Raw genomic sequence first — 24,074 nt, 5'->3', positions numbered from 1 at the left:
GGCAGCCAGAGAACTCCCATGCCGGCCAGGCCGGCCGCGAGGTAGGCATTGCCATCGTCGACCGCCAGCACGTAGCGACCCTGGATGTGGATGCTCTCACCGTTGCTGTGCATGGCATACGGCAGGGCTTTGCCGGTGCGCGCCCAGAGGAAGCCGACGATGCGATGATGCGAATCTTCCAGCTCTCGCGGGTGCGCGGGCGTACCGAGGCGTTGCAGGTAGCTCGGCGCCGCATAAACGCCCAGCTGCAGGTCGCCGACATGTCGCGCCATCAGCGACTGATCCGTGAGTTCGCCACCGCGCACAACACAATCCACCTTCTCGCCAATCAGATCGACGATGCGGTCGCTTACGCCCATATCGATCTGGATGTCGGGGTATCGAGCGTGAAACGTCGGCAATGCCGGCAGCAAAATGATTCTGGCCAGCGGGCTGGGCACATCCACCCGCAGCCGGCCTCTGGGCACCGCTGAGGCGCTGGACAGGCTGGTCTCGGCATCGTCCAGGTCGTCCAGCAGCCTTAACACGCGCTCGTAGTAGACAGCGCCGTCAGCAGTCAGATTGACCTTGCGTGTGGTGCGGTTGAGTAATTTGACGCGCAACCGTGCCTCCAGCTGCTGCACCAGCTGCGTCACGCTGGTTTTGCTCATATGCAGCGTTTCGGCCGCTTTGGTGAAGCTGCCCGCTTCCACCACCCGGGCAAATGCCTGCATCGCATCGAAACGGTCCATTTTCTATCCCACTATCGACTGGATTGTTTGGATTCTACAAACAGTGATAGCCAGAGTTGCTCGTTTATCGGCCAAGCACAACGCCTTAAAGTCTCTTCATGGTTAGTTTTTCGGGTCGGCCTCGACCCCTTGATGGAGGTACATATGACAAAGCGTGACGTCGTTTTCCCGCCCGGACGCCAGGCGCTCTATGAGCGCAATCGCTATTCGCCGGCGATCCGCTCCAACGGCTTTCTGTTCGTCTCGGGGCAAGTCGGTAGCAATGAAGACGGCTCGCCCGAACCCGACCTGGAGGTGCAGGTGCGAACCGCGTTCAACAATCTGAACGCGATCCTGGGTGCGGCCGGTTGCACCTTTGATGATGTGATTGACGTAACCATCTTCATCGTCGATCCCGAGTCGAAGTTCGAAACGATCTGGAAGGTTGTCCCGGAGTTCTGGGGTAACGCGCCGCACCCGACATTAACCGGCGTTGGCGTAACCTGGCTCTATGGTTTCCAGTTCGAGATCAAGGTGATCGCCAAGCTGCCGGAAACCACCAGCAGCTGATTTGACCCGCGGCAGAACTGAGAGCGTGTGAAAAAACTCCCGCCTACTGCGGCCGCTTCAAATTCGGCAGTCTGCTCGGGCGGCGATCTGTTAGGAGGTAGGACGGCTTCGGAGCGCAGCGACAACCCGCCAGCTTTATGCCGCGCCGCTGAACTACAGTGCACTGCCTGCGGCGAGTGACACCCTACGGATCGCCAAAAACGTCCGCGACGGCGTAAATATTTTCACAGCCTCTGATTGCTGCGCTTTTGTGGCGACACTTGAGGCGCCGGCGATCGCGACCGGTGAATTTCTCAGAGGCAGACCAAGCTACGCGCCGTCTTCCTTGAGAGCCAATTCATATGCCGAAAGCAAAATCGACAGAGTACTGGCGTATCGAGTGTTACCTCTCTGCTATCTCGAGCCTGAACTCGAACCGGACAGCCTGGACGATTGCGCTGATGATATCTGTCACTAAGAGTTTTCCCTTATCAGCGCTGGAATCCATTGCAGATGACAGCACGCCACTGGCAGGTACCCAGTCGACCCGGGCTGGGTACATATCGTAAACCGGGAACTCAGCCGCCCCGTGATCAGGAATCTTGTCCAGGGAAACCAACTGCGGGTGATAGTGCAGCATCATCGACGTTTCGATGACCGCTGCGTGTTCCAGTGCGATTCCCGGAAAGCCGTTCGGGAATATCTTGTCGAGTGTCTGTGGTCTAACGAACTCCCAGTGCTCAAGGCGCATGACTTCCAGACCGGCATTAGGGCCGATATCGCGTATGGCCAACTCGATGCCTTCGGTCACAAACCACTGGTTTTCGTAGTGCCCGATCACCAGCACCAGGCGCTTCACGCCATGACGATGAAACTCACGCACGGCATCCCGAACCATGGCGATCAGGGTGGCGCCATCCACGCTAGTCGTTCCGCAGAAGTGCTGCCCTCCTCCACATTTTGGCTGGGATTTGTAGCCATAGGACAGCGCCGGAGCGACGACGCCATCGATTGCCCTGGCGACATCTTCACTGATGGCGCTGGCCAGCAATGCGTCGGTGCCCAGAGGCAGGTGGGGGCCGTGCTGTTCAGTCGCGCCGATGGGCAGAAAGACCACGGCGCCTGATTGCACGCGGCGTTCGTAGTCGACCCAACTGATGTTATCCATCCGTATATTGTTCATGCGGTTGTACTCCTGGTGTCGTTTCGAAGCGGCGAGTGCCTCAGCGCCAGGCATGCGATCGGCGCTGAGACGATGCCGCGCAGGTTTATGCGCGCGCCGGATACCACGCCTCGGGCTCCGGGTAATCCCAGTCGGAAGGAAACGCATAGGTCTCAAATACCGTGGTGGTGTCCGCCTCGGTGCCGAAGAACGCGAAATGATTCACCCCCATCCAGGACCCGGACTGCACGCACTTGAAACCACGCCGCGTCAGTTCAGTGATTCGATCCTCAAACGGGATGTTGTTACAGTCGTAGGCGACGTGCTGGATGCCTTCACCATGTTTGTTCAGGAAGTCGGCAAAAATCGTCGGCCCGGAAACAGGCTCCATCAACTCCCACACCATGTTGCCGGACTGTGCAAAGCAGACTTTCAGTACAAATTCGGCCGGTTCACCATGGTAAGTCTGGTTTTGGGTGTTTTCCGGGCTAAAGGTGTACACCCGCCACGGGCCGATCCCAAGTTTGAGCAAGCCATCCATGGTGCGCCTGTGATCGCGAGTAACGATCGCAATCTCCACGACATTACCCAGGAACGCATCAATTTCAGCGCCAGCGTTCAACGCCGTCAGCACATTAGTTTGTTCAAGATGAGACATCTCTCATTTACCTCATTAATGATTGAATCGTTACAACACTAAAAATCTCACTTAGCCATCACCGATGAGCTGATAACTTCTGTTTGCCGCGAGCGGTGCAACAAGTAATAAATACCGCCACCCACACCAAGCCCGGCCAGCCAGGACAAATCAATCCCGCCCAGCGCCATCGCAATGGGCCCTTGTAGTGATGTTATTGTGCCGACCTGAAACAACCATGCCGCCAGCACTCCAATTGCAAGTGCCAATACGCCTCTCCAGTTCACGTCAGTGCAGGCACTTGTCGAGTGATGGCAGTACAGTGACTTCAGGTCGACTTGACCACGCCGAATAAAGAAGAAATCGACCAGCGTGATTCCTGCCCACGGGCTGATCCACACCACGAAAAAGACCATCAGGTTTTCAAAGGCATGCACAAACTCGCCTGACTGCAGGAACAGATAGAGCATGAACAGCGCCACCACGCCCGAGATCGTCGAAACAACCCAGCGTGGCACTCGCAGATCCAATGACAGCGTTGCCAGTGCTGCCGAGTAGATGACCACGATGTTGGTGGCGACTGGGCCATGCAACAGCACCAGCAGTACCGGCAGCGCCATCGTGCCAAACACCGCAATGATCAGTTGCGCGGGGTCAGAACCCGCACCTGCGGACGCAATTGCTGCACCCAGAAAGGCTAGCCAGACGGTGGGCAGGAACATGCCGAGAAAGGTCGAGCGGAAGACCTGGCCGTCAGACAGTTTGCTCTGGGTGAAACGGGTGTAATCCGAGGCGTAGACCAGCCACGAAATACCCCAGCCGATGCCGATTGCCGTCATCAGGCTGCTCATGGCCGACAGCTTGCCGATGCCCTCGGTGGTCGAGGTTTGCCACTGGATGTTCACATGGGTGAACGCCAGCACGGTCATTACCACCATGATCAGCAGAATCACCGGCATGGTATAGCGCTCGAAGCACTTGATGGCGTTGAAGCCCCAGGCCGCGATGCCAACCTGGATCAGCATGACGACCAAGGCGATACCGTACTTGAGCTCCATGCCACCGCTGATACCCATTCTATCCAGCGCAGCCACCGCAAGGTCCAGGACTATCCAGGTGTTGATGGCCACCCACCCCATTGGCATCAGCACTTGCATGATGGTCGGCAGATAGGCACCGCGGCGACCGAACGCCAGTCGGGAAAGCACCATTTGCGGCACCCCCGTGCGGTGGCCCATGATGCAGATGGCACCGAACAAGCCGGCACCGAACAGGTTGCCAACCACAATAACCAGCAGAGTCTCGATCAAGCTCAAACCCAGCTGGATACCGATTGCGCCCAACACCCAATTGATCGGCGCCACATTGGCTCCCGCCCAGATCCAGAACTGGTCCAGCGGCGTTGAAGTGCGATGGCTATCGGGCACGGGCTCAATGCCCAGCGCATCATAATTGGCCTCGTTAATTAAACTTTTTTCAGATTCGCGACGCATTGACATTGTTGTTCTCCTCGCTGACCGGCGACCACGTGAATCGCCCCGAGTCATTAAAGCGAGGTCTGAATGTTTACGTAATTGATAATAACTAAACGGTCCTTTAGAAAAATTACCGCATCAAGTTTTGCTCAATTGCACAGGTCGCCAGAACATGCAGCAGCCAATGCAATCCCAAAACAAAAGGAGGTTCAATCCCGTCCAAAAAAATAGAACTCGCTTGTTGAGTTTTATTTGACGCCACTCAAATAAATGTCAATAGTCGAACCCTCACTGGTCGTGGCCAACTTGTTTCAGTCGCGAGGTAATTCCGCCTCAGACTTAAAGGAAGTTCCACATGACCACACTTCTTCATATTGACGCCAGCGCACGCTCTGATCGTTCCCTGAGCCGTAAATTGTCCCAGGCATTTGTCGAGGCCTGGGTTGAGCGAGATGACAATACGCAAGTGATTACCCGTGACGTTGGGGGCAACCCTCCCCCTTTCGTGACGGAAGCCTGGATTGCCGCAGTTTTTACGCCCGACGAGCAGATGACGCCCGAAAAGCGCGAGGAGATCCGGCTCTCGGACGAACTGATCGATGAGATCGATCGCGCCGACGTCATCGTTATCGGTACCCCGATGTACAACTACGGGATGCCGGCCTCCCTCAAGTCCTGGTTCGACAACGTGATTCGTATCGGCAAGACGTTCACCTTCGATCTGGACCGGGGCGACTACCCCCTGGAACCCATCATGGGTGGCAAGAAGCTGGTCATTTTATCGTCACGAGGTGAATTCGGATTTGGCCCTGGTGGCGTTCGCGAAAACATGAACCACCTCGACACTCACATTCAAACCTGCGCGCACTACCTTGGCGTGAATGAAACCCACGTCATCTCCATCGACTACCAGGAATTCGCCGACGCGCGCCATGAAGCCTCCATTGCCGATGCTTTCGATGCCGTTCCAGTCCTGGCCAGGCAGCTGATCGAAGAGCGGCAACGCCAACTTTCGCTGGTTTGACTGCCCCGTACCGCCGCCAGAATGGGAGAAATCATGATCACCCTGCTGCAAACCGCCGAGCGATTGAGACAAGGCCTTACGACACCCGATGAGCTGATCAAGTCAGCATTGGCGGCGGCCAGAGATTCGGAGTACGTATTCATTTCCGTACCTGAACAACGCGCCATCGAGGACGCGAAAGCGTCGACCCGGCGATGGCTGCAAGGGGTTCCGTTGAGCCCTTTCGACGGTATTCCCTACGCGGTCAAGGATCTGCTGGATGTTGCCGGCAGCCGCACAACCGCAGGTTCCATTACCCGGATCGATGCTCCGATGGCGGTCGAGGATGCGGCAGTGATCGCAGCCCTCACGGCGCGGGGGATGATCCCGATGGGTAAAACCAACCTCACTGAGTTTGCCTATTCCGGCCTGGGCCTGAATCCTCATTTCGGAACGCCGACCTGCGCCGTCGAGGTCGACGAAAGCCGCGTTCCTGGAGGTTCTTCTTCCGGCTCGGCCATCGCGGTTCAACGAGGCATAGTCACCTGCGCCATCGGCACTGACACCGCGGGTTCGATTCGCATTCCAGCCGCGTTCAATGGGCTGGTCGGATACAAGGCGTCCACGGGCCGTTACAGCATGGAAGGTGTCCACCCGCTGGCCATAACGCTTGATAGCCTCGGTCCTTTCGCCCATACCGTGGCGGATTGCGTTGCGCTGGACGCGGCGATGCGAGGTTGCAACGATGCGGCCATCGAAGCCGCCAATCTGTCAGGTTTACGCTTTGTCGTCGACGACGGAGTGATGTCTGAGCCCACATTGCAACCCGCGGTGCAACAGAACCTTATCTGGATGATGGAGCGGTTGCGTGCAGCCGGTGCGCAGGTTGAGCGTCGGCCGGTTGTCGCAGTCGCCCGCACACGTGAACTCATTGCTCGCACGGGTTGGTTGGGGGCTATAGAGGCCTGGCACCTCTTGGCACCGATAGTGGAAGGTCCTGAGGGGCACCGTATGGACAGGCGCGTGCGTGCTCGTCTGCGTTCAGCCAAGGATATCGACCCGGCTACCGAAACCAGGATGCGACATCTGCGCCTGGACCTTATGTCCGCCATCGAGCGTGAGCTCGACGGCGCCATTCTGGTCATGCCAGCGGTCAAGCATGTCGCGCCGCCAATGGCGCCACTGTTGAATGACGACGCGCTTTTTGCCGCCGTCAATCTCGAGACCTTGTCACTCACCATGATTGGAAGCCTGCTGGATATGCCGGGGGTGGCGATCCCGTCCGGCAAGGACAGCTTCGGGCTGGCAACGTCGGCCCTGTTTTCGACGACCCAGGGTCGCGATGATCAACTGCTCGGTGCATGCCTGGCGATAGAAACGACCCTGTGCACAGCGGATCTCAGGAAGTAAGTGCCAACCGATGTCCTTCCACGTCATTCAGGGCGTTTTCCCTGAATGACGTGGCCTCGCTCAGAAGCCAGTCTCTGAACAACGAAAGGCTGTGGCGTGGTCTGGAACTGTTGTCCTCTATCAGGTGATAGGTGAAACCTGACAAGGTTGGACCTTCCACTCGACGCATCCGTCCAGAGCGAAGCTCATCGTCAATCAATACATTGCTGCACAGAAGCGGCCCTAATCCCCGCTCTACCGCATGCAGCGCCAGGGTTTCTTCGCTGTACCAGGAGATGCGGAAATCCCGGGATGTATCGTGTTCAACCCGGGCCAGCCAGGCTGACCACGAGGGCACTTCGAGCGCTTGATTCTTCCATTTGAACGCCAGCAGCGAGCGAGTATGAAAGTCATTGATCGTTGCGACGCGGTCGACAGGACAGATGCTTTTGTCCGCTACCGCGATGTAGCGATCCTCGAACAACACCGCCCCCCGCACATCAGCATCGACCGGACCATATCGAATCGCCAGATCGACGGTTTCGGAACGCAGATCCACGACTTTCTCCGAGGCATGAATCGAAACCACGATGTTCGGATAGATCGCGTTGAATTTTGCCAGGCGCGGCATGAGCCATCGTTCCGCGAACGCGCGCGTGGTGGAAACCTGAATGGCGTCCCCCTCCTTTGGCGCACCGATCAGGGCGAACGCCTGGGCAATCTGGTCAAAGCCGTCTCGCAACAGCGGATAGATCGCTCTGCCAGCGGGCGTGAGGGTCACCGTGCGGCCCCTTTCCAGAAGCTTTTGCCCCAACCCGTCTTCCAGTTGCCGGACCTGATGACTGACCGCGGCGACCGTCACGGATAGCTCGTTCGCAGCCGCAGAAAAACTCTGGTGACGTGCTACCGCCTCAAACGTTCGCACGGAATTCAGTGGTGGTATTTTGCGCATGGATTTCTCCCGGACATCCGACGGTGCTTGCGGCGGATTCAGTGTCCTGCCGGCAGGCAACGCCCAATAGCAGGTGTGGCTTGGCATCAGATGATGCAGTAGTGAACATCCTGGGGCCGCATCCCGTTGACGGCAGTGATGTCCTGAGGACAGGCAGAGAAGACCACAATAGCGTCCATTTCCGCTTTAAGGCAGACGTACTGCCCGGGTTCACTCACCGGCACCGCGAACTCGATGCGCCCGTCCGGATGAACCGGAACGTTCATGAAAAGATTCAAGGGACTCGGTGTTTCCGGAGTGACCAGGCCGACCGCGTCCAGGGCTCGGAAGAGGTTCTCCTTGCAACTGTCGTGATGACCGACAACCCCCAACTGCACGTAACGAGTCGGATCGCAGGCGGCGACCAGCGTGTCGTGCACACCGGGCGTGGTGTCCTCAGTGAGCGTCAGGATTTTGCGGCGTTTGTTGGTGACGAGGCTGTCACCCTTGCATGGGTTGAGTTTTAACCAGAAGGGACGACTGTGCTCCATCGACATGGTTTCGCAGAGGTCTTGCGGGTTGAACGCCCAAGTGTCTACAACCTGCTTGCCATGCGTATTGACGAGCTTGATGGTTTGTCCCTGTTTCAACCGGATCGCAACACCACGTCGGGCAGGCAGGCGGACTAGTTCACCGGGGTGAATCGAAGTAACTGCATTCATGGCTTGATTCTCTTCTACAAGGCTGATGGCCGGCGAGCCGGGTACCTGCAGTCAAGGAAAACACAGCAGTAAACCTCAAACCAATAATATAAAGTGGCCTCTGTATAAGCTAAATCTATAGAGAGACCCATGCGAATCCGGCAGCTCGAGTGCTTTAGAACCTTGATGATCCACGGCACTATGACCCGCGCTGCAGAGCTGTTGAGTATTTCTCAGCCAGCCATCAGCAGCTCCATTGCCAACCTGGAACATGAGACTGGCCTTAAGCTGTTCGTGCGCAAAGGCGGTCGCCTGCAACCCACCCCCGAAGCCCGGTTGTTTTTCGTCGAGGCTGAACGTGCGCTGGAGGCGGTGGAGAAAACCCATCGCATCGCCAAGGAAATCAGAACGGGAAAGCGCGGCCATCTTGCGATTGCCGCTTACGCCAGTATCTCGATCAACCTGCTGCCACGATTGATGGCCGAGTTCGCAAAAGAGCGTCCGGGGCTTGAGCTCAAGATCATCACTCGAAGCTCGCAATCTGTTCGAGAGTTGATGACAACGCAGCAATTCGACCTGGCCATTGCCGAGCTGCCCCTCGACTACCCGACAGCGAACATGGAGGTCATTTCGTACGAATGCCAGTGCATGGTGCCGATCGGTCATCCCCTCGCCGAACTGGATGTGATCACCCCAGCGGATCTTGATGGCGTACCCTTCGTTTCGCTGTTCAAGGGCGACCCAATCTACCAGCAGTTGGCCATGGCTTTTTCGGCGTACGGGTCATCCTGGAACGTGGTGGCCGAGACCGAGTTTCTCTCGACGGCTTGCGAGCTGGTCTGCTGCGGCATGGGCGTCGGGATCGTCGATCCGGTGGTCAGCCTGCCTTTCACCGGGAGTCTCGTCCTGAAGCCCTTCTCTCCTGCGATCAAATACGAAATCGCGCTACTGCTCCCCACGCAGGAAGAACCCTCACAACTGGCGCGCGAATTTTCGCATTACCTCAGACAACACCTTTAGTCGGGTACCCTCAGGCCATTGCGGGCCTAGCCCCCCAAGAACCGTACGTGCGACTTTCACCGCATACGGCTCAAGCCGCTGTGGGCCCGATCAAGAGCCTATCCATCTGCCTCGATTCCTTCCATAACAACCAGAATCACTGGTTGCTTCTGATTAAGCCTCCCACGGCCTCCTGATACGAAGAAAATCACTCAGAGGTTGATTGCCATAGCTTGCTGCGTTTTTACACAGCCTGGGCCGGAAGCGGCCCCTGCAGCGCAGCTATCGATTGCTTCTCCGCCCTCACCTATGGCCTCAGGCCAAAACATCTGCAGGCTATGCACGAGCGCGCTTTGCGGTGTGCCTGTGCTATTGATCAAACTGTTGACTTGGAGTGCGCTCTAACTGATTGCGGTGCCATTGCCCGCCGACAACAGCTGCGCACTCTCGCGCAGCAAAGCCAGCACATTCCTGGCAGCTGGGGATAACAGTTCTTCATTCTTGGTGATAATTCCGTAGGCCATCAGGTTCCGGTTGAGGTCATTCTCGACCCCTGCCTCCACCTCGGCGATAGCCAGCATGCCGTAACGTGCGTAGTGCGCCACCACTTCCCGCGGCAGCACCGTGAGCATGTCGTTCTGCTCCAGCAGGGTGGTCACCATCAACAGGTTTTCGGCATTGACCACCTTGCTCGGCGGCAGCATGCCGACTTGTTGGAACAGCCCGTCGAACTCATGCCGCAGCACGCTGCCCGAAGGCGGCAAGACCCAGTCGGCAGCGTGCAGCTCCTCCCGCGACAACACATGCTTGATCTGCCCTGCCCTCGCACAGACGCACAAGGGTTCCTTGTACAAGGGCTCGAAGCGCATACCGGACTGACCGCTGTCGGCAAAGAAGCGCGCGACCAGAAAGTCCAACTCGCCGTCATTGAGGGTTGCCATAAGGTCGAGGCTCGATCCCGTTCGGATACTCAACTCCAGGTTCGGATGGCTCTGCTTGACCCGCCGGGTCATTTCCGGGAGCAGGTCTGCACAAGGCGTGAGGATGGTGCCGATGCGCACATGTCCGCGCTGCCCGCCGCGTAAGGCACTGACTTCATCGAAGGCACTCTCGAGGCTGGTCTGGATGCGCCGCGCATGGCGGATCATCGCCTCGCCATATAGGTTCGGCACTACGCCGCGGGCATGTCGCTCGAACAATGGCACCTCCAGGCCATCCTCCAGTTCCTTGAGCAGTTTCGAGATGGCCGGCTGGGAAATCCCCAGGCCTTCGGCAGCGCGGTTGAGGTTACAGGTGTCGCCCAGCGCCACCAGCAGCGGAATATGTCGACTTTTCAAGCGGGCGCGGACAAACCAACTGCTATTGAGAGGCTTCATAGGTGTTATGACATATCCATTTGTATATTGATGAGGCACAAATACATATTTGTTGATGATGACTCGTATGTCTACTCTTCGACCTAAGAATTACATGCGTCGCCGCCCCAAGGTGGGCTCGCCTGTTTTCGGATAGCGGCCTGAACAGGGCCGCATCGCTAAAATGCCCTGATAAAAATAATTGGAGAGGCACCATGAAACTCACTACATCATCCCACCGCCTGGGCGTGCAAATAGCGGCTTTGGCTTTGATCCTGGGATCCGGCAACACCTTCGCGAAAGAACAATGGAAGTTCCAGATCAACGTCAATGCCGGTGACGACGAATACCGCATCGCCCAGCAATGGGCCAAGAGCGTCGCCGACAAGACCCAGGGCGAGATCATGATCGAGGTCATGCCGACTGGCACCATCGTCGGCAACAACGAGACGCTGGACGCTGTCGGCGCCGGCATCATCCAGGGCCACATCACCGACCCCGGCTATTTCTCCGGCAAGAATGCGGCCTTCGCCGTCTACGGCAACATGGTCGGCGCGTGGAACGATACGTCCACCTTCCTCGACTTCATGCGCAACGGCGGTGAAGACGGCTACAACCGGCTGGTCGAGCCCTATAACGTGCACCTGATTCGCGCCGGTGCGGTCGGCGTCGAATCGCTGATCACTAAGCGCCCCATCGAAAAGCTGGAAGACTTCAAAGGCATCAAGATCCGGGCCCCCGAGGGCATGGTCTCGAACATCTTCAAGCTGGTGGGCGCCGCGCCGGTCAATTTGCCCACCTCTGAGGTGTACACCGGCCTGGAGAAGGGGGTGATCGATGCCGCCGACTACACGGTGTTTGCCACCAACTACCAGCAGGGCTACCACAAATACGCCCCCTTCGCCGTGTACCCGGGCTTTCACTCGATGCCGATGAAGGACATCTCCATCAACAAGACCATCTGGGATGGACTGAGCGAGGAGCAGCAGCGCGTACTGGAAGAGTCGGTGGACAGCTTCACGGAGACACTGATCGGCGACCTGCAGACGAAGGATGAGGAACAAGTCGCCGTCGCCAAGCAGAAAGGCGACGTGACCTTAACCACCCTACCCGACGAAGAGCTGAAGAAATTCCGCCAGATTGCCCGTTCGGAGTGGAGCGACTGGCGCGACCGCAGCCCCGAGGCCAAGGAAGCCGTCGAATCGATCCAGGCCTACCTGCAGAGCAAGGACCTGCTCTGACCCCTCACGCTCGTCCCTAGCGCATCCCGAAGTATGCAGTTCCGGCGCCTCGTGCCGGGGCTGCCGAGGAGTTCCCCCGTGAAATTTTCTCAACCCTCAAGCGATGATCATCTCGGCGTCACCGCGCCACCGCCCAGTACCAATTCACTCGATCGCCTGGTCCGACATGTCGGCCAGACCGCTGCCTGGCTGGTATTCCTGGCCATGCTGGTCAGCGTCTACGAAGTGATCATGCGCTACGGTTTCAACGCGCCAACCGACTGGGCCCACGAAACCACCACCTTTCTGGTTGCGGCGATCTTCGCCCTGGGCGGGCCTTACGCCCTGGCCACCAACCGGCACATCCAGATCCGCATCCTGCTCGATCGCCTCTCGCCGCGAAAGCGTTCCTGGCTGGAGTTACTGAACCTGGTACTGGGCATCCTGTTCTGCCTGGCCATTGGCTACGCCGCCTGGGTACTGGCCTTCAACGCCACCCATGCACCGGATGGCAGCTGGCGCCTGGAAACCTCTGGTTCGTCCTGGAACCAGCCGCTACCGGCCTTCACCAAGATCATCATCCTGATCTCTATCGCCATCATGGCGCTGCAGCAGTTCGTCCGCATCTGCCGGCACTGGCGCAACAACCAATGACCTGGAACCCGTGCCATGAGCATTGAAATCGCAACCTATCTGATGATCTTCGCCATCTTCGGCCTGCTGATACTCGGTCTGCCGCTGGCCTACGTTACCGGCCTGGTGGCGGCCATCTTTACCCTGGGCTGGTTCGGCCCCATGGCCGTGCCACTGGTGGCCAGCCGCCTGTTCGGCTTCATCACCGAATACTCGCTGGTCGCGGTGCCCATGTTCGTCTTCATGGCCGGACTGCTCGATCGCTCCGGCCTGGCCCGCGACCTGTTCAACTCGATGCGTTTCTTCGCCGGCCGTCTGCCCGGCGGGGTGGCGGTACAGACCCTGGTAGTGGCGTTCTTCCTGGCCGCCATCTCCGGGATTATCGGCGGAGAAATTGTCCTGCTCGGGGTGCTTGCCCTGCCGCAAATGCTGCGCCTGGGATATGACAAGCGCATCGCCATCGGCGTGGTTTGCGCTGGCGGTTCGCTCGGTACCATGGTGCCGCCGTCCATCGTGCTGATCATCTACGGCCTGATCGCCAGCGTATCGATCGCCGACCTGTTCAAGGCCGCGATAATGCCGGCCTTCCTGCTGATGGGCTGCTACATGCTCTACGTGGTGGCGATGTGCACGCGTTATCCGCAGATGGGCGGCGCCCACCTCGAACAGGACGCGCACACCCCGCGCCTGACGATCGGCGAAGCATTCAAGGGCATGTTCTACCCGGTGGCCATTGCCGGGCTGGTGCTTGGCAGCATCTACGGCGGCATCGCCTCGGTCACCGAAGCGGCGGCCATGGGCGCGCTTGGCGTGCTTTTGGCGGTGCTGGTGCGCGGCGAGTTCAATATCAAATTGCTCCAGGGCAGCCTGACCCAAACCCTTGAAACCTGCGGCATGATCGTCTGGATCGGTATCGGTGCAGCCTGCCTGGTGGGGGTCTACAACCTGATGGGCGGCAACCGCTTCGTCTCCTCGGCAATCACCGGGTTGGACGTGGCGCCCTTCATCATCATCCTGGTGATGATGCTGATCTTCCTGGTGCTGGGCATGATCCTCGACTGGATCGGCATCGCCATGCTCTGCCTGCCGATCTTCGTGCCCATCGTCGTGGAGCTGGGCTACGACCCGGTGTGGTTCGGCATTCTCTTTGCCGTGAGCATGCAGGTGTCATACATCTCGCCGCCCTTTGGCCCTGCGGCCTTCTACCTGAAAAGCGTGGCGCCCCCGGACATCAGTCTCACCGACATCTTCAGGTCGATGGTGCCCTTCATCATCATCCAGCTGTGCGTGCTCGGCCTGCTGGTGTACTTCCCGGCCATCTCCACCTGGCTGCTGTGACCCCTACTCCGATCAATCCGGGAGCCCCTGGCGGCTTCCCGCTGCTTAATAGGTCCTCATCATGTCTGACAAACGTCCGCTTCGCTCCGCCCAGTGGTTCGGCACCGCCGACAAGAACGGCTTCATGTACCGCAGCTGGATGAAAAACCAGGGCATCCCGGACCACGAATTTCAGGGCAAACCGATCATCGGCATCTGCAACACCTGGTCCGAGCTCACGCCCTGCAACGCGCATTTCCGCAAGATCGCCGAACACGTCAAGCAGGGCGTGCTCGAGGCCGGCGGTTTTCCGGTGGAGTTTCCGGTGTTCTCCAGTGGCGAGTCCAATCTGCGCCCCACCGCCATGCTCACCCGTAACCTGGCGAGCATGGATGTTGAAGAGGCGATTCGCGGCAACCCGATCGACGCCGTGGTGCTGCTGGTCGGTTGCGACAAGACCACCCCGGCGCTGCTGATGGGCGCGGCCAGCTGCGACGTGCCGACCATCGTGGTCACTGGCGGGCCGATGCTCAACGGCAAGCACAAGGGCAAGGACATCGGCTCCGGCACCGTGGTCTGGCAGCTCAGCGAAGAGGTCAAGGCCGGCAAGATCTCGATCCACGACTTCATGGCCGCCGAAGCTGGCATGTCGCGTTCGGCAGGCACCTGCAACACCATGGGCACGGCCTCGACCATGGCCTGCATGGCCGAAGCGCTGGGCACCTCGCTGCCGCATAACGCGGCGATTCCGGCGGTCGATTCACGTCGCTATGTGCTTGCCCACATGTCGGGTATGCGCATCGTCGAAATGGTCCGCGAAGACCTGCGCCTGTCCAAGTTGCTCACTCGCGAAGCGTTCGAGAACGCCATTCGGGTGAATGCCGCCATCGGCGGCTCGACCAATGCGGTGATCCACCTCAAGGCCATCGCCGGTCGCATGGGTGTCGAGCTGGAACTGGACGACTGGACCCGCGTCGGCCGCGGTACCCCGACCATCGTCGACCTGCAGCCCTCCGGGCGCTTCCTGATGGAAGAGTTCTACTATGCCGGCGGCCTGCCCGCGGTGATCCGCCGTCTGGGCGAGAAGGGGCTGTTACCCAACCCGCAGGCGCTGACCGCCAACGGCAACAGCCTGTGGGACAATTGCGTGGATGCCCCCATCTACGGCGACGACGAGGTGATACGTCAGCTCGACAACCCACTGCGCGCCGACGGCGGCATCAGCGTGCTACGTGGCAACCTGGCACCCAAGGGCGCCGTCCTGAAACCCTCGGCGGCCAGCCCGGAACTGATGCAGCACCGTGGTCGGGCGGTGGTGTTCGAGAACTTCGACGACTACAAAGCGCGGATCAACGACCCGGAACTGGACGTCGACGAGACCTGCGTGCTGGTGTTGAAGAACTGCGGACCCAAGGGTTACCCGGGCATGGCCGAGGTCGGCAACATGGGCCTGCCGCCCAAGGTGCTGGCCAAGGGCATCACCGACATGGTGCGCATCTCCGATGCACGCATGAGCGGCACCGCCTACGGCACCGTGGTCCTACACGTGGCCCCCGAGGCTGCAGCCGGTGGCCCGCTGGCGGTGGTGCAGAACGGCGATTTCATCGAGCTCGACTGCGCCGCCGGACGCCTGCACCTGGACATCCCCGAGGCGGAGCTGCAGGCGCGCCTGGCAACCTGGCAGCAACCGCAGGGGCTGCTGTGGGACGGCGGCTATCGTCGCCTCTACGTCGACCACGTGCTGCAGGCCGACCAGGGCTGCGATTTCGACTTCCTGGTCGGCTGCCGGGGTTCCGAAGTGCCGCGTCACTCGCACTGAAAACCTGCCCGGCGCGCGCCATGCGCGCCGGGCCTCCCGCCTCGCCCGCCTTCGCCCGACCAGCCAATCGCCTCTCACTACGTTGCACGGCGTGCCACCGACCTCGGCCGAGGTCGAGTCGCCCTACCCCCCTGTAGCGCTATGCCTGCCGACCGATAGCGTCGCGCCCATCGATTACCGCTCTCGCCCTTTCGCCCGACCTCGGCAGGCGCATCTGTGCCGGTTGGCTTGCCGCGGCGCCCGGCAGCCTGCCACAGACAACACCACGGCTGACTTGCCCTGCAGCGACGACTCGTCGCCAGCCGCGCAGCCGCTTAAAGCGATGGCCCAGCCATGATCTCGCGACAGTTGGCCCCCCGACGCTTTCCCGACAACCCTCCGCTGCCCCGTGCAAACTCGGGACGAAAAAAACCCGTCACATGGACGGGCTAAAGGGTTTAACACACGTGGAGTACAACGATGGAATAAGCCTCAGAGCAGCGACAGCGGATAGTTGAAAATCAGGCGATTCTCGTCGAACTCGTTGCTGCTGAAGTCACGACGAATGGTGTTGTTGCGCCATTTCATCGACAGGCTCTTCAGAGCCCCGCTTTGCACCACGTAGGCCAGTTCGGTTTCACGGCCCCATTCCTTGCCGTCGGTGATGGCGCCGGTGTGCACGTTGTCGCCGCTGATGTAGCGGTTCATCAGGGTCAGGCCGGGGATGCCGACGCTGGCGAAGTTGTAGTCGTAACGCACCTGCCAGGAACGCTCCCGGGCGTTGTCGTAGCTGGCGTTGTAGCTGTCGTTGGCCAAGCTGCCACCGCTGGTGCCGTTGACCCGCATCCACTTGTCGTCGCCGCTGAGTTTCTGCAGGCCGACGTAGAAAGCATGCGCGCCGGTCTTGGCCGAAAACAGCCCCGAGTAGACCTTGTTGTCCAGTTCGCCGGCCAACTCGCTGCCGTCTTCGCCGCCGACGAAGTAGCCGAGGTTGGCGCCCAGGGTCCAATCCCCGATGGGCTGGTTGTGTACCAGATTGATGTACTGCTGGTTGTAGATGTCCTTCAGTTCGGCGTGCCAGAGGCCGACCAGGGTGCGGGCCTGGTTGAACTTGTATTCACCGCCGGCGAAGTTGAAGCGATCCGACTCGGCGCCGCCGAACTTCATGTCTTCCATGCTGGCGTCATTGCGCTCGCTGTTGCCGCGGAACTGGCCGCCGTAGAGGCTCAGGCCGGCGATCTCGCTGGAGGTGAGCTGGGCACCCTCGAAAGTCTGCGGCAGTGCGCGGCCGTCGTCGGCACGCAGGATCGGCAGCACCGGCATCCACTCGCCGACCTTCAGCTCGGTGCTGGACAGCTTGGCCTTGGCGGCCACGCCGAGGCGACCGAAGTCGTCGGCCGGGTGGTTGCCATCGTGAATCGGCAACATTCCCGTGTTGCGGGTGCCTCGCCCTCCATCCAACTTGACCGCGTACATGCCCAGCACATCGACGCCGAAACCGACCGGGCCAGGGGTGAAACCGGAGCGAGCATCGAGGATGAAGCTCTGCGCCCACTCCTCGCCCTTGCCTTGCGGGTAGGCCGGATCGACGAAGTTGCGGTTGATATAGAAGTTGCGCAGGCCCAGGTTGACCTTGGCATCGTCGGCGAAACCGTCGGCCACGGCCAACATGGGTGACATTCCGGCGAGCGAGAAAGCGGTACAGCTGAACAGCCAGGTTGCACTGCGATTACGAGCGATCATCGATTGTTGTTCTCTAATTATTGTTGGATGGCCACAGCCGCCGGACACTTCACCCCCAAAACAGGAATGCCCGGACACGCTGCGGCGTGAGGTACCGCCGACCACGGCGGCGTTTTACCCGGCCCATCGGCCAGGCAAAATGCGGTTGCTCCCGACTGCTTCCCTGCTCGGGCTGGCGAATCTCAGGCGCCTCCGGCGGCGCCGGCAAGCCGGAGCAGCACCAAAGGCGTGGTCAAGCTCGGCTCAACCCAGAGCGGTACTGGTTGAGGTGCCATCCACCAGCCGGCGAATCCCCAGCGGATTGGCGTTCTGCAGGGCGGGCGGCAACAGGGCATCCGGGCAGTTCTGGTAGCACACCGGACGCAGGAAACGATCGATCGCCAGGGTGCCCACCGAGGTGCCGCGAGCATCGGAGGTGGCCGGATAGGGGCCGCCATGCACCATCGAGTCGCACACCTCGACGCCGGTCGGGTAGCCATTGAGCAGCAGGCGCCCGGCCTTCTGTTCGAGCAGCGCGAGCAAATCGGTGCAGCTGTCCAGGTCCGCGGCGTCGGCGATCAGGGTGGCAGTGAGCTGGCCATGCAGGCCGTGCAGCGCACGCAGCAGCTCGGCCCTGTCGGCGACTTCCACGACCACCGTGGTGGGGCCGAAGACTTCTTCCTGGAGCAACTCGTCGCCTTCCAGCAGTAACCGCACATCCGCTTTGAATAGCTGAGGGCGAGCCTGATTGCCGGCTTGCTCGGCACCGGCCAAGTGGCGGATACCGGGGTGCTCGCGCAGCCGCTCAAGACCACTGACGTAGCTCTGCAGGGTGCCGGCATTGAGCATGGTCTGCGCCGGCTGATCGCTCATGCGGGCGGCAAAGGTCTCGAGGAAGGCAGTGAACTCGGGGGAGCCGACACCGAGCACCAACCCAGGGCTGGTGCAGAACTGGCCGCAACCGAGCAGCACCGAGCCGGTCAGCTCGGCGGCAATCTGTGCACCGCGCGCCTTCAATGCATCGGGCAGCAGCAACACCGGGTTGATGCTCGACATCTCGGCAAATACCGGGATCGGCTGCGGTCGCGCCGCGGCCATGTCGCACAGCGCACGACCGCCTCTCAGCGAGCCGGTGAAGCCGACCGCCTGGATCGCCGGATGCTTGACCAGCCATTCGCCGACCCCGCCACCATAGATCATGTTGAATACGCCGACCGGCATGCCGGTCTTCTGCGCGGCGCGGATGATCGCGTCGGCCACGCATTCAGCCGTGGCCATGTGACCGCTGTGTGCCTTGAATACCACCGGGCAACCGGCTGCCAGCGCCGCAGCCGTGTCCCCGCCAGCGGTGGAGAACGCCAACGGGAAGTTGCTGGCGCCGAACACCGCGACCGGGCCGACGCCGATGCGGTACTGGCGCAAATCCGCGCGCGGCAACGGCTGGCGCTCGGGCAGAGCCGGGTCGATGCGCGCGCCATAAAAATCGCCGCGGCGCAGCACTTGGGCGAACAGGCGCATCTGGTTGCTGGTGCGCCCGCGCTCGCCCTGGATACGTCCGGCCGGCAATGCGGTTTCACGGCAAACCAGGGCGACGAAGTCATCACCCAATGCATCGATCTCGGCGGCGCAGGCCTCGAGAAACTCGGCACGCTTAGCCGCCGGCACGTTGCGGTAGCTCGGGTAGGCTGCCGCCGCGGCTTCGGCGGCAGCATTCACTTCGTCAATCGTGGCCTGGACGAAACTGAACGGCAGCGCCTCGCCACTTTGGGCGTCGAAGCTCTGCAGGGAAATGGAGCCGGCGGCACTGCGACCGCCGGCGATGTAGTTGTGACCGAGAATCTCGGGCATGTACGACTCCTTGACCTTGTGGGTTCAGGGCGCTTCGACCGCAACGCGGCGAAGCGGTGGGCCTTAGGCCCGCGAATGGTAGGGATCTCGGACGCGCCTCTTGTGAAAACGCGGCGAGTCGCCAGTCCCGTGGCTTGAAAGCGCCATCCTGGCGCTCCTGGATGGTTATCTCAGAGCGACTTGACTGCACCGGCGACGAAGCCCGGCGGGTTCACCTGGATACCGTTGCGCAGCGGCTCGCCGAAGGCGTCCAGGCTGATCTCGAAGCGGTCCCCCGGCTGCGCCTTGACCCCGTCGGCGAACGACAAGGTGGCGGTGCCGAAGAAATGCACATGGACATCGCCCGGACGGAGGAACTGGGCGTACTTGAAGTGGTGGTATTCGAGGTTCTCCAGGCTGTGACACATGTTCTCCTCGCCGGAAAGAAACTCCTTCTCCCACAGCACCGTGTCGCCACGGCGAATGCGGCTGGTGCCGGCCAGGTGACCCGGCAGCTCGCCCAGGCGCAACTCGGGGCCGAAGGAACAGAAGCGCAATTTGGAATGGGCCAGGTAGAGATAATTCTTGCGCTCGGTCACATGGTCGGAGAACTCGTTGCCGAGGGCGAAGCCGACCCGATAGGGCATGCCGTCGTCACCGATCACGTAGAGCCCGGTCAGCTCCGGCTCCTCGCCGAAATCTTCGGCGAAGTCCGGTACCGGAAAATCCGCGCCGGGACGCACCACAATGCTGCCGTCGCCCTTGTAGAACCATTCCGGCTGAGCACCAGGCGTTCCAGGCTGCGGCCGACCGCCCTGCATGCCCCAACGGAACATCTGCATGGTGTCGGTCAGCTTGGTTTCTTCCTGCTCGCTCTGCTGGTGCATCTTGTCGCGGGTCGAGGCGCTGCCCAGGTGGGTCAGACCGGTACCGCTGACCAGGCAATGAGCCGGGTCGGCGTGATCGAGCGGCGCCAGCACGCGCCCTTCGTTGAGCAGATCGCGATACAGCGGACCGGCGTCACTGCCCTGGACCTCGACCTGGGCCTGCAGGCTACGTTGGTTGCGGATCGCCGCCAGGGCCAGCTCGCGGGTGCTACGGGCATCGCGGACCACCTCGATGCGCTCGCCGCTGACCACGCCGACGTGGCGCTGACCTTGTTCGTTCTCGAATTGAATCAATCGCATGGCCAGGGGCTCCTGCTGTTGTAGTGACCGCGTCTGGAGCGGAAATCGATGACGGCCACTTTAAAAACCCTCGGCGATGCTGCCTAATGAAAGCTTCTGATTGAGCGATAACTTTTAGTCATCCCCATGATCTCGTCCCTGCCCTCCATCGTCTCGCGCCTGCGCCTGAAGCAATTGCGCCTGCTCATTGCCCTCGACGAGCAGGGTTCCCTGCACCGTGCCGCCGAGCAGGTGGCGATCAGCCAGCCCGGTGCGACCAAGGCACTGCACGAGATCGAAACCACCTTTGGCGCCAGCCTGTTTACCCGCACCAGCCAGGGCCTGACGCCGAACGACCTGGGCCGCTGCGTGATCCGCTATGCACGACTGATCCACAGCGACCTGGCGCACTTGCGCGAAGAGATGATCGGCATCATCCAGGGTCACGGCGGACGCCTGTCAGTGGGCCTGATAATGGGGGCCGTACCGCTGCTGATGCGCGCGCTGACGCGGCTACGTGAAAAGCAGCCGGAACTGTCGGTCGAGATAGTCGAAGACACCAGCGCGCGCCTGCTCAGCCTGATCGACCAGGGTCGTCTGGACCTGGCCATCTGCCGCAGCAGCGTCAGCCGCAGACCGGACGCCTACGACTGCCTGAGCCTGCATGAGGAACAGCTGGTACTGGTAGCCCACCCCGAGCATCCGCTGGTCGGCGCCGAGCAGCTGGAGCTGGCGGATCTAAGCGATTATCGCTGGGTGATTTACCCGGCCAATATGCCGATGCGCCTGCTGCTGGAACGCGAATTCAGCCAAGCCGGCCTGGAGTTCCCGCGCTACCCGCTGGAGACCGCCTCTACCTTCACCATGCTCAGCCTGCTGCAACAAGACCCGGGGCTGGTGGCGTTGATGCCGCGCGAGGTGGCGCAGTTCAGCGAAGACTTCGGCATGATCCGTCGCCTACCGCTGCAGCTGCGTTCGCGCAGCGAGCCCTACGGGGTGATCGCACGCCACGGTAACCCGCTGTCGCACCCGGCGCAGTTGCTGCTGGAAGAGCTGCAGCGGGAAAATAACCCCTAGAGCAGGCGCCGCGCACTGAGGTTGTTGAGCAGGTCGAGCAGGCCGAAGGTCCAGGGTGCCACCGCGTCGCTGTGGTTGACCCGGTTGTGCAGTGCACCCAGCTTGGCGCTGCTGATGCTAACCCGGTCGCGCAGCTTGTGGGTAAAGCCGCCGCCCGGTTGTTCGCGGTCCGCGGTGGGAGCGAACAGGGTGCCGAGGAACAGCAGAAATCCATCCGGGTACTGGTGGTTGCGATTCAACGTCTGTGCCACCAGGTCCAGCGGGTCACGGCTGATCTGAGCCATCGAACTGCTGCCGCCGAGGACGAAACCGTCCTCGCCCTCAACACGCAACTCGACCACGCACTGGCGCACATCGTCGAGGTTGAAGCCCTCGTCGAACAGGCGAATGAACGGACCGATGGCACAAGAGCCGTTGTTGTCCTTGGCCTTGCTCAGCAGCAAGGCGCTACGGCCCTCGAAGTCGCGCAGATTGACGTCGTTGCCGAGTGTCGCCCCGAGTACCACACCGTGGCTGTTGACCACCAACACCACTTCCGGCTCCGGATTGTTCCATGCCGAACCAGGATGGATACCGATCTCCGCACCGCTGCCAACCGCCGCCAGCACCGGGGCCTTGGTGAAGATTTCGGCATCCGGCCCGATACCCACTTCCAGATACTGCGACCACAGGCCCTGCTCGATCAGCAGCGCCTTGAGCCGCAGCGCGTTGTCCGAACCCGGCTCGATGCTGGCCAGGTTGTCGCCTATCACCGCGCGTACCTGTTCGCGGATAGCCTCGGCCGCATGCGGATCGCCGCCGGCGCGCTCCTCGATCACCCGCTCGAGCATGCTAGCGGCAAAGGTCACTCCGGCGGCCTTGATCACCTGCAGATCGGCCGGTGCCAGCAGGCTCGGCAGCGCCGGATTGCGCACGCTGCCACTGTTGCCCAGCAGCTCGGCGACACTGGCAATGCGCCGCCCCTGGGACTTACGCAGGTGATCCAATAGAGCAGGCAGTTCCAACAGGCCGGCGAGGGTGGGCGCCAGCTCTGCCAGGTCGTACACGCCGTCCTCGCGCAGCAGCACCGGCGATGGCCCGGGGATATCGCCGGGGATCCAGGCGCGACCGATCAGGGTGCCCTGCAGACCATCGGCAGGAAGGGTATTTTCAGGAGTGAGCATCAACGGGCTGGGCATCTGGGGTTGTACCTTGATGTGAGGAAGCAAATGCCGCCATCGGTTCACACAGGGGAATCCTGTACGGCAAACCGAGCCCGCTGCAGTAGGCTATGACACGTTGCAGGCTTGTATGGCGGCGCGACGGATGCGACTTTAGGCATCCTCCGCGCCAGGCTTCTAATGACATTTCCTCAAGGGCCGATATGACTTCGTTATCACTCCTCTCGAATGTTGGTCACTCATGAGTGGCGATTCGAGCAACCTACCAGCGCTGAAAAACTGGCTGAAGTTCCGCCATTTGGTACTGATCACGACGCTCGCGCGCACCGCCAACATGCACACCACAGCTGAACAGATGGGCCTCAGCCAGCCAGCCGTGAGCAAGATGCTGCGCGACATAGAAGAGCTGTTCGGCTTCTCTTTGTTCGAACGCCTGCCGCGCGAGTTGCTGCCTAGCGAGCTAGGCCTGGTAGTCATCCAATACGCGGAGAGCACACTGAATGATTCCCAGCGTTTCATTCATCAACTCGACACCTTGCGCAAGGGTGGGCATGGCTATGTCAAGATCGGCGCGATCTTCGCCGCTACTGCCGTAGCGCTGCCCGAGGCGCTGGCCGAGATCAAACGCAGAAGACCACTGCTGGTGATCGAGCTGGTCGAACAAACCAGCGACCAGCTGCTGCAGATGCTCGAGCACAAGCAACTGGACCTGGTGGTCGGCCGCTTCACCCAGGTTCGCCAGCAGCAACGATTCGACTTTCAAGCACTGGCCGAAGAGCCCTTCTGGCTGGTGGCCAATCGCACCCACCCGCTGAGCGAACGGCGCGACATCCCACCCGTGGAGCTGACCCAGTGGCCCTGGGTGCTGTACCCGCTGGACACGCCGATGCGACAGATGCTCGAACAACTGCTCAGCCAGCTGGAGATCAGCCCACCCAGCAACATCATCGAAACCACCTCGGTGCAGACCACCCTACACCTGCTGCAACACAGTCAGACCTTAGCCCTACTGCCGGAATCCATTGCCCGCCAGCAGGTCGAGCAGGGCCGCCTCTGCGTGCTGTCGACGCCCCTGGTCACCCAACCGCTGCGCTTCGGCATCCTCACGCGCAAGCACGAAACACCCTCGTCCAACGCCCAGGACCTCATCGACATCCTCCTCGCCGGCCGGTCACAGGATTAGTGGCCCGTATGGCTAGTTGGTTGACTCCAGTTCGGATGGTTGAGTTTCTGAGGTAAAGCG

The 24,074-nt window shown here is 60.8% G+C and carries 21 protein-coding genes; 10 read left to right on the top strand and 11 right to left on the bottom strand.

What is annotated here, in order from left to right; genetic code table 11:
- Positions 1-731 (bottom strand): LysR family transcriptional regulator (locus tag ABZE94_RS05425; RefSeq protein ID WP_372874507.1); only part of this gene is annotated, 731 nt, incomplete at its 3' end.
- 144 nt (positions 732-875) lie between these two features.
- Between ABZE94_RS05425 and ABZE94_RS05420 the strand changes: the two genes are divergently transcribed.
- Positions 876-1,280: a RidA family protein gene (locus ABZE94_RS05420; RefSeq protein ID WP_372874506.1), complete on the top strand. Its 405-nt coding sequence runs from the start codon at positions 876-878 to the stop codon at positions 1,278-1,280.
- 382 nt (positions 1,281-1,662) lie between these two features.
- Here the strand turns inward: ABZE94_RS05420 and ABZE94_RS05415 are convergent, their stop codons facing one another.
- From ABZE94_RS05415 to ABZE94_RS05405, 3 genes are all read right to left on the bottom strand, one after another.
- Positions 1,663-2,442 carry a creatininase gene (locus ABZE94_RS05415; protein ID WP_372874505.1) on the bottom strand — a complete coding sequence of 260 codons (780 nt, stop codon included), beginning with the start codon at positions 2,440-2,442 and terminating at the stop codon, positions 1,663-1,665.
- A gap of 85 nt (positions 2,443-2,527) precedes the next feature.
- Entirely contained in the window at positions 2,528-3,079 is a 552-nt protein-coding gene (locus ABZE94_RS05410) for a VOC family protein (RefSeq protein ID WP_372874504.1), read from the bottom strand.
- A 47-nt stretch (positions 3,080-3,126) separates the two neighbouring features.
- A complete protein-coding gene (locus ABZE94_RS05405; RefSeq protein WP_372874503.1) occupies positions 3,127-4,557 on the bottom strand; it encodes a cytosine permease in 1,431 nt (476 codons plus the stop codon).
- Positions 4,558-4,888: 331 nt separating this feature from the next.
- Between ABZE94_RS05405 and ABZE94_RS05400 the strand changes: the two genes are divergently transcribed.
- Together ABZE94_RS05400 and ABZE94_RS05395 are read left to right on the top strand one after the other, a co-directional pair.
- Positions 4,889-5,557 (top strand): FMN-dependent NADH-azoreductase, encoded by a 669-nt coding sequence (locus ABZE94_RS05400; RefSeq protein ID WP_372874502.1) that lies wholly within the window; start codon positions 4,889-4,891, stop codon positions 5,555-5,557.
- A gap of 33 nt (positions 5,558-5,590) precedes the next feature.
- The gene (locus ABZE94_RS05395) at positions 5,591-6,946 is read left to right on the top strand and encodes an amidase family protein (protein ID WP_372874501.1); all 1,356 of its coding nucleotides are present in this window, start codon (positions 5,591-5,593) and stop codon (positions 6,944-6,946) included.
- Here the strand turns inward: ABZE94_RS05395 and ABZE94_RS05390 are convergent.
- On the bottom strand, positions 6,936-7,877 hold the full coding sequence (locus ABZE94_RS05390; RefSeq protein WP_372874500.1) for a LysR substrate-binding domain-containing protein: 942 nt from the start codon (positions 7,875-7,877) through the stop codon (positions 6,936-6,938). The two genes, ABZE94_RS05395 and ABZE94_RS05390, sit on opposite strands and share 11 nt — an antisense overlap.
- Before the next feature lie 86 nt (positions 7,878-7,963).
- Positions 7,964-8,578 (bottom strand): DUF1989 domain-containing protein, encoded by a 615-nt coding sequence (locus ABZE94_RS05385; protein WP_372874499.1) that lies wholly within the window; start codon positions 8,576-8,578, stop codon positions 7,964-7,966.
- 129 nt (positions 8,579-8,707) lie between these two features.
- Here ABZE94_RS05385 and ABZE94_RS05380 point away from each other — a divergent pair, with 129 nt between their 5' ends.
- Positions 8,708-9,577 carry a LysR substrate-binding domain-containing protein gene (locus ABZE94_RS05380; protein WP_372874498.1) on the top strand — a complete coding sequence of 290 codons (870 nt, stop codon included), beginning with the start codon at positions 8,708-8,710 and terminating at the stop codon, positions 9,575-9,577.
- A 380-nt stretch (positions 9,578-9,957) separates the two neighbouring features.
- Here the strand turns inward: ABZE94_RS05380 and ABZE94_RS05375 are convergent, their stop codons facing one another.
- Positions 9,958-10,932: a LysR substrate-binding domain-containing protein gene (locus ABZE94_RS05375; protein ID WP_372874497.1), complete on the bottom strand. Its 975-nt coding sequence runs from the start codon at positions 10,930-10,932 to the stop codon at positions 9,958-9,960.
- A gap of 194 nt (positions 10,933-11,126) precedes the next feature.
- Here ABZE94_RS05375 and dctP point away from each other — a divergent pair, with 194 nt between their 5' ends.
- The 4 genes from dctP to ABZE94_RS05355 all read left to right on the top strand — a co-directional run bounded on the left by dctP (position 11,127) and on the right by ABZE94_RS05355 (position 15,900).
- A complete protein-coding gene (gene dctP / locus ABZE94_RS05370) occupies positions 11,127-12,152 on the top strand; it encodes a TRAP transporter substrate-binding protein DctP (protein ID WP_372874496.1) in 1,026 nt (341 codons plus the stop codon).
- Positions 12,153-12,230: 78 nt separating this feature from the next.
- Positions 12,231-12,785, top strand: coding sequence for a TRAP transporter small permease subunit (locus ABZE94_RS05365; protein ID WP_372874495.1), 555 nt, complete (start codon positions 12,231-12,233; stop codon positions 12,783-12,785).
- Positions 12,786-12,800: 15 nt separating this feature from the next.
- The gene (locus ABZE94_RS05360; RefSeq protein ID WP_318946609.1) at positions 12,801-14,102 is read left to right on the top strand and encodes a TRAP transporter large permease subunit; all 1,302 of its coding nucleotides are present in this window, start codon (positions 12,801-12,803) and stop codon (positions 14,100-14,102) included.
- Between the two features lie 61 nt (positions 14,103-14,163).
- Complete coding sequence (locus ABZE94_RS05355; protein ID WP_372874494.1) at positions 14,164-15,900, top strand: IlvD/Edd family dehydratase; 1,737 nt, start codon at positions 14,164-14,166, stop codon at positions 15,898-15,900.
- A gap of 471 nt (positions 15,901-16,371) precedes the next feature.
- Here ABZE94_RS05355 and ABZE94_RS05350 read toward each other — a convergent pair whose 3' ends face one another.
- The 3 genes from ABZE94_RS05350 to araD1 form a co-directional block, all read right to left on the bottom strand.
- Positions 16,372-17,559, bottom strand: a complete 1,188-nt coding sequence (locus ABZE94_RS05350; RefSeq protein WP_372874508.1) for an OprD family porin — start codon at positions 17,557-17,559, stop codon at positions 16,372-16,374.
- Positions 17,560-17,865: 306 nt separating this feature from the next.
- On the bottom strand, positions 17,866-19,449 hold the full coding sequence (locus tag ABZE94_RS05345; protein WP_372874493.1) for an aldehyde dehydrogenase (NADP(+)): 1,584 nt from the start codon (positions 19,447-19,449) through the stop codon (positions 17,866-17,868).
- 170 nt (positions 19,450-19,619) lie between these two features.
- Positions 19,620-20,615 (bottom strand): AraD1 family protein, encoded by a 996-nt coding sequence (gene araD1 / locus ABZE94_RS05340; protein WP_372874492.1) that lies wholly within the window; start codon positions 20,613-20,615, stop codon positions 19,620-19,622.
- 126 nt (positions 20,616-20,741) lie between these two features.
- On the opposite strand from araD1, the gene ABZE94_RS05335 reads away from it, so the two are divergent.
- On the top strand, positions 20,742-21,671 hold the full coding sequence (locus ABZE94_RS05335) for a LysR family transcriptional regulator (protein ID WP_372874491.1): 930 nt from the start codon (positions 20,742-20,744) through the stop codon (positions 21,669-21,671).
- Here the strand turns inward: ABZE94_RS05335 and ABZE94_RS05330 are convergent.
- Positions 21,668-22,849: a fumarylacetoacetate hydrolase family protein gene (locus ABZE94_RS05330; protein WP_372874490.1), complete on the bottom strand. Its 1,182-nt coding sequence runs from the start codon at positions 22,847-22,849 to the stop codon at positions 21,668-21,670. The two genes, ABZE94_RS05335 and ABZE94_RS05330, sit on opposite strands and share 4 nt — an antisense overlap.
- A 223-nt stretch (positions 22,850-23,072) precedes the next feature.
- Here ABZE94_RS05330 and ABZE94_RS05325 point away from each other — a divergent pair, with 223 nt between their 5' ends.
- Positions 23,073-24,014 (top strand): LysR family transcriptional regulator, encoded by a 942-nt coding sequence (locus ABZE94_RS05325; protein ID WP_372874489.1) that lies wholly within the window; start codon positions 23,073-23,075, stop codon positions 24,012-24,014.
- Positions 24,015-24,074 lie beyond the last annotated feature (60 nt).

The organism is Pseudomonas sp. (assembly GCF_041601375.1).
GTDB lineage: Bacteria > Pseudomonadota > Gammaproteobacteria > Pseudomonadales > Pseudomonadaceae > Aquipseudomonas.
Note: the sequence above shows the minus strand (reverse complement) of the source record. Positions and strands in the feature narration are given on the sequence as shown.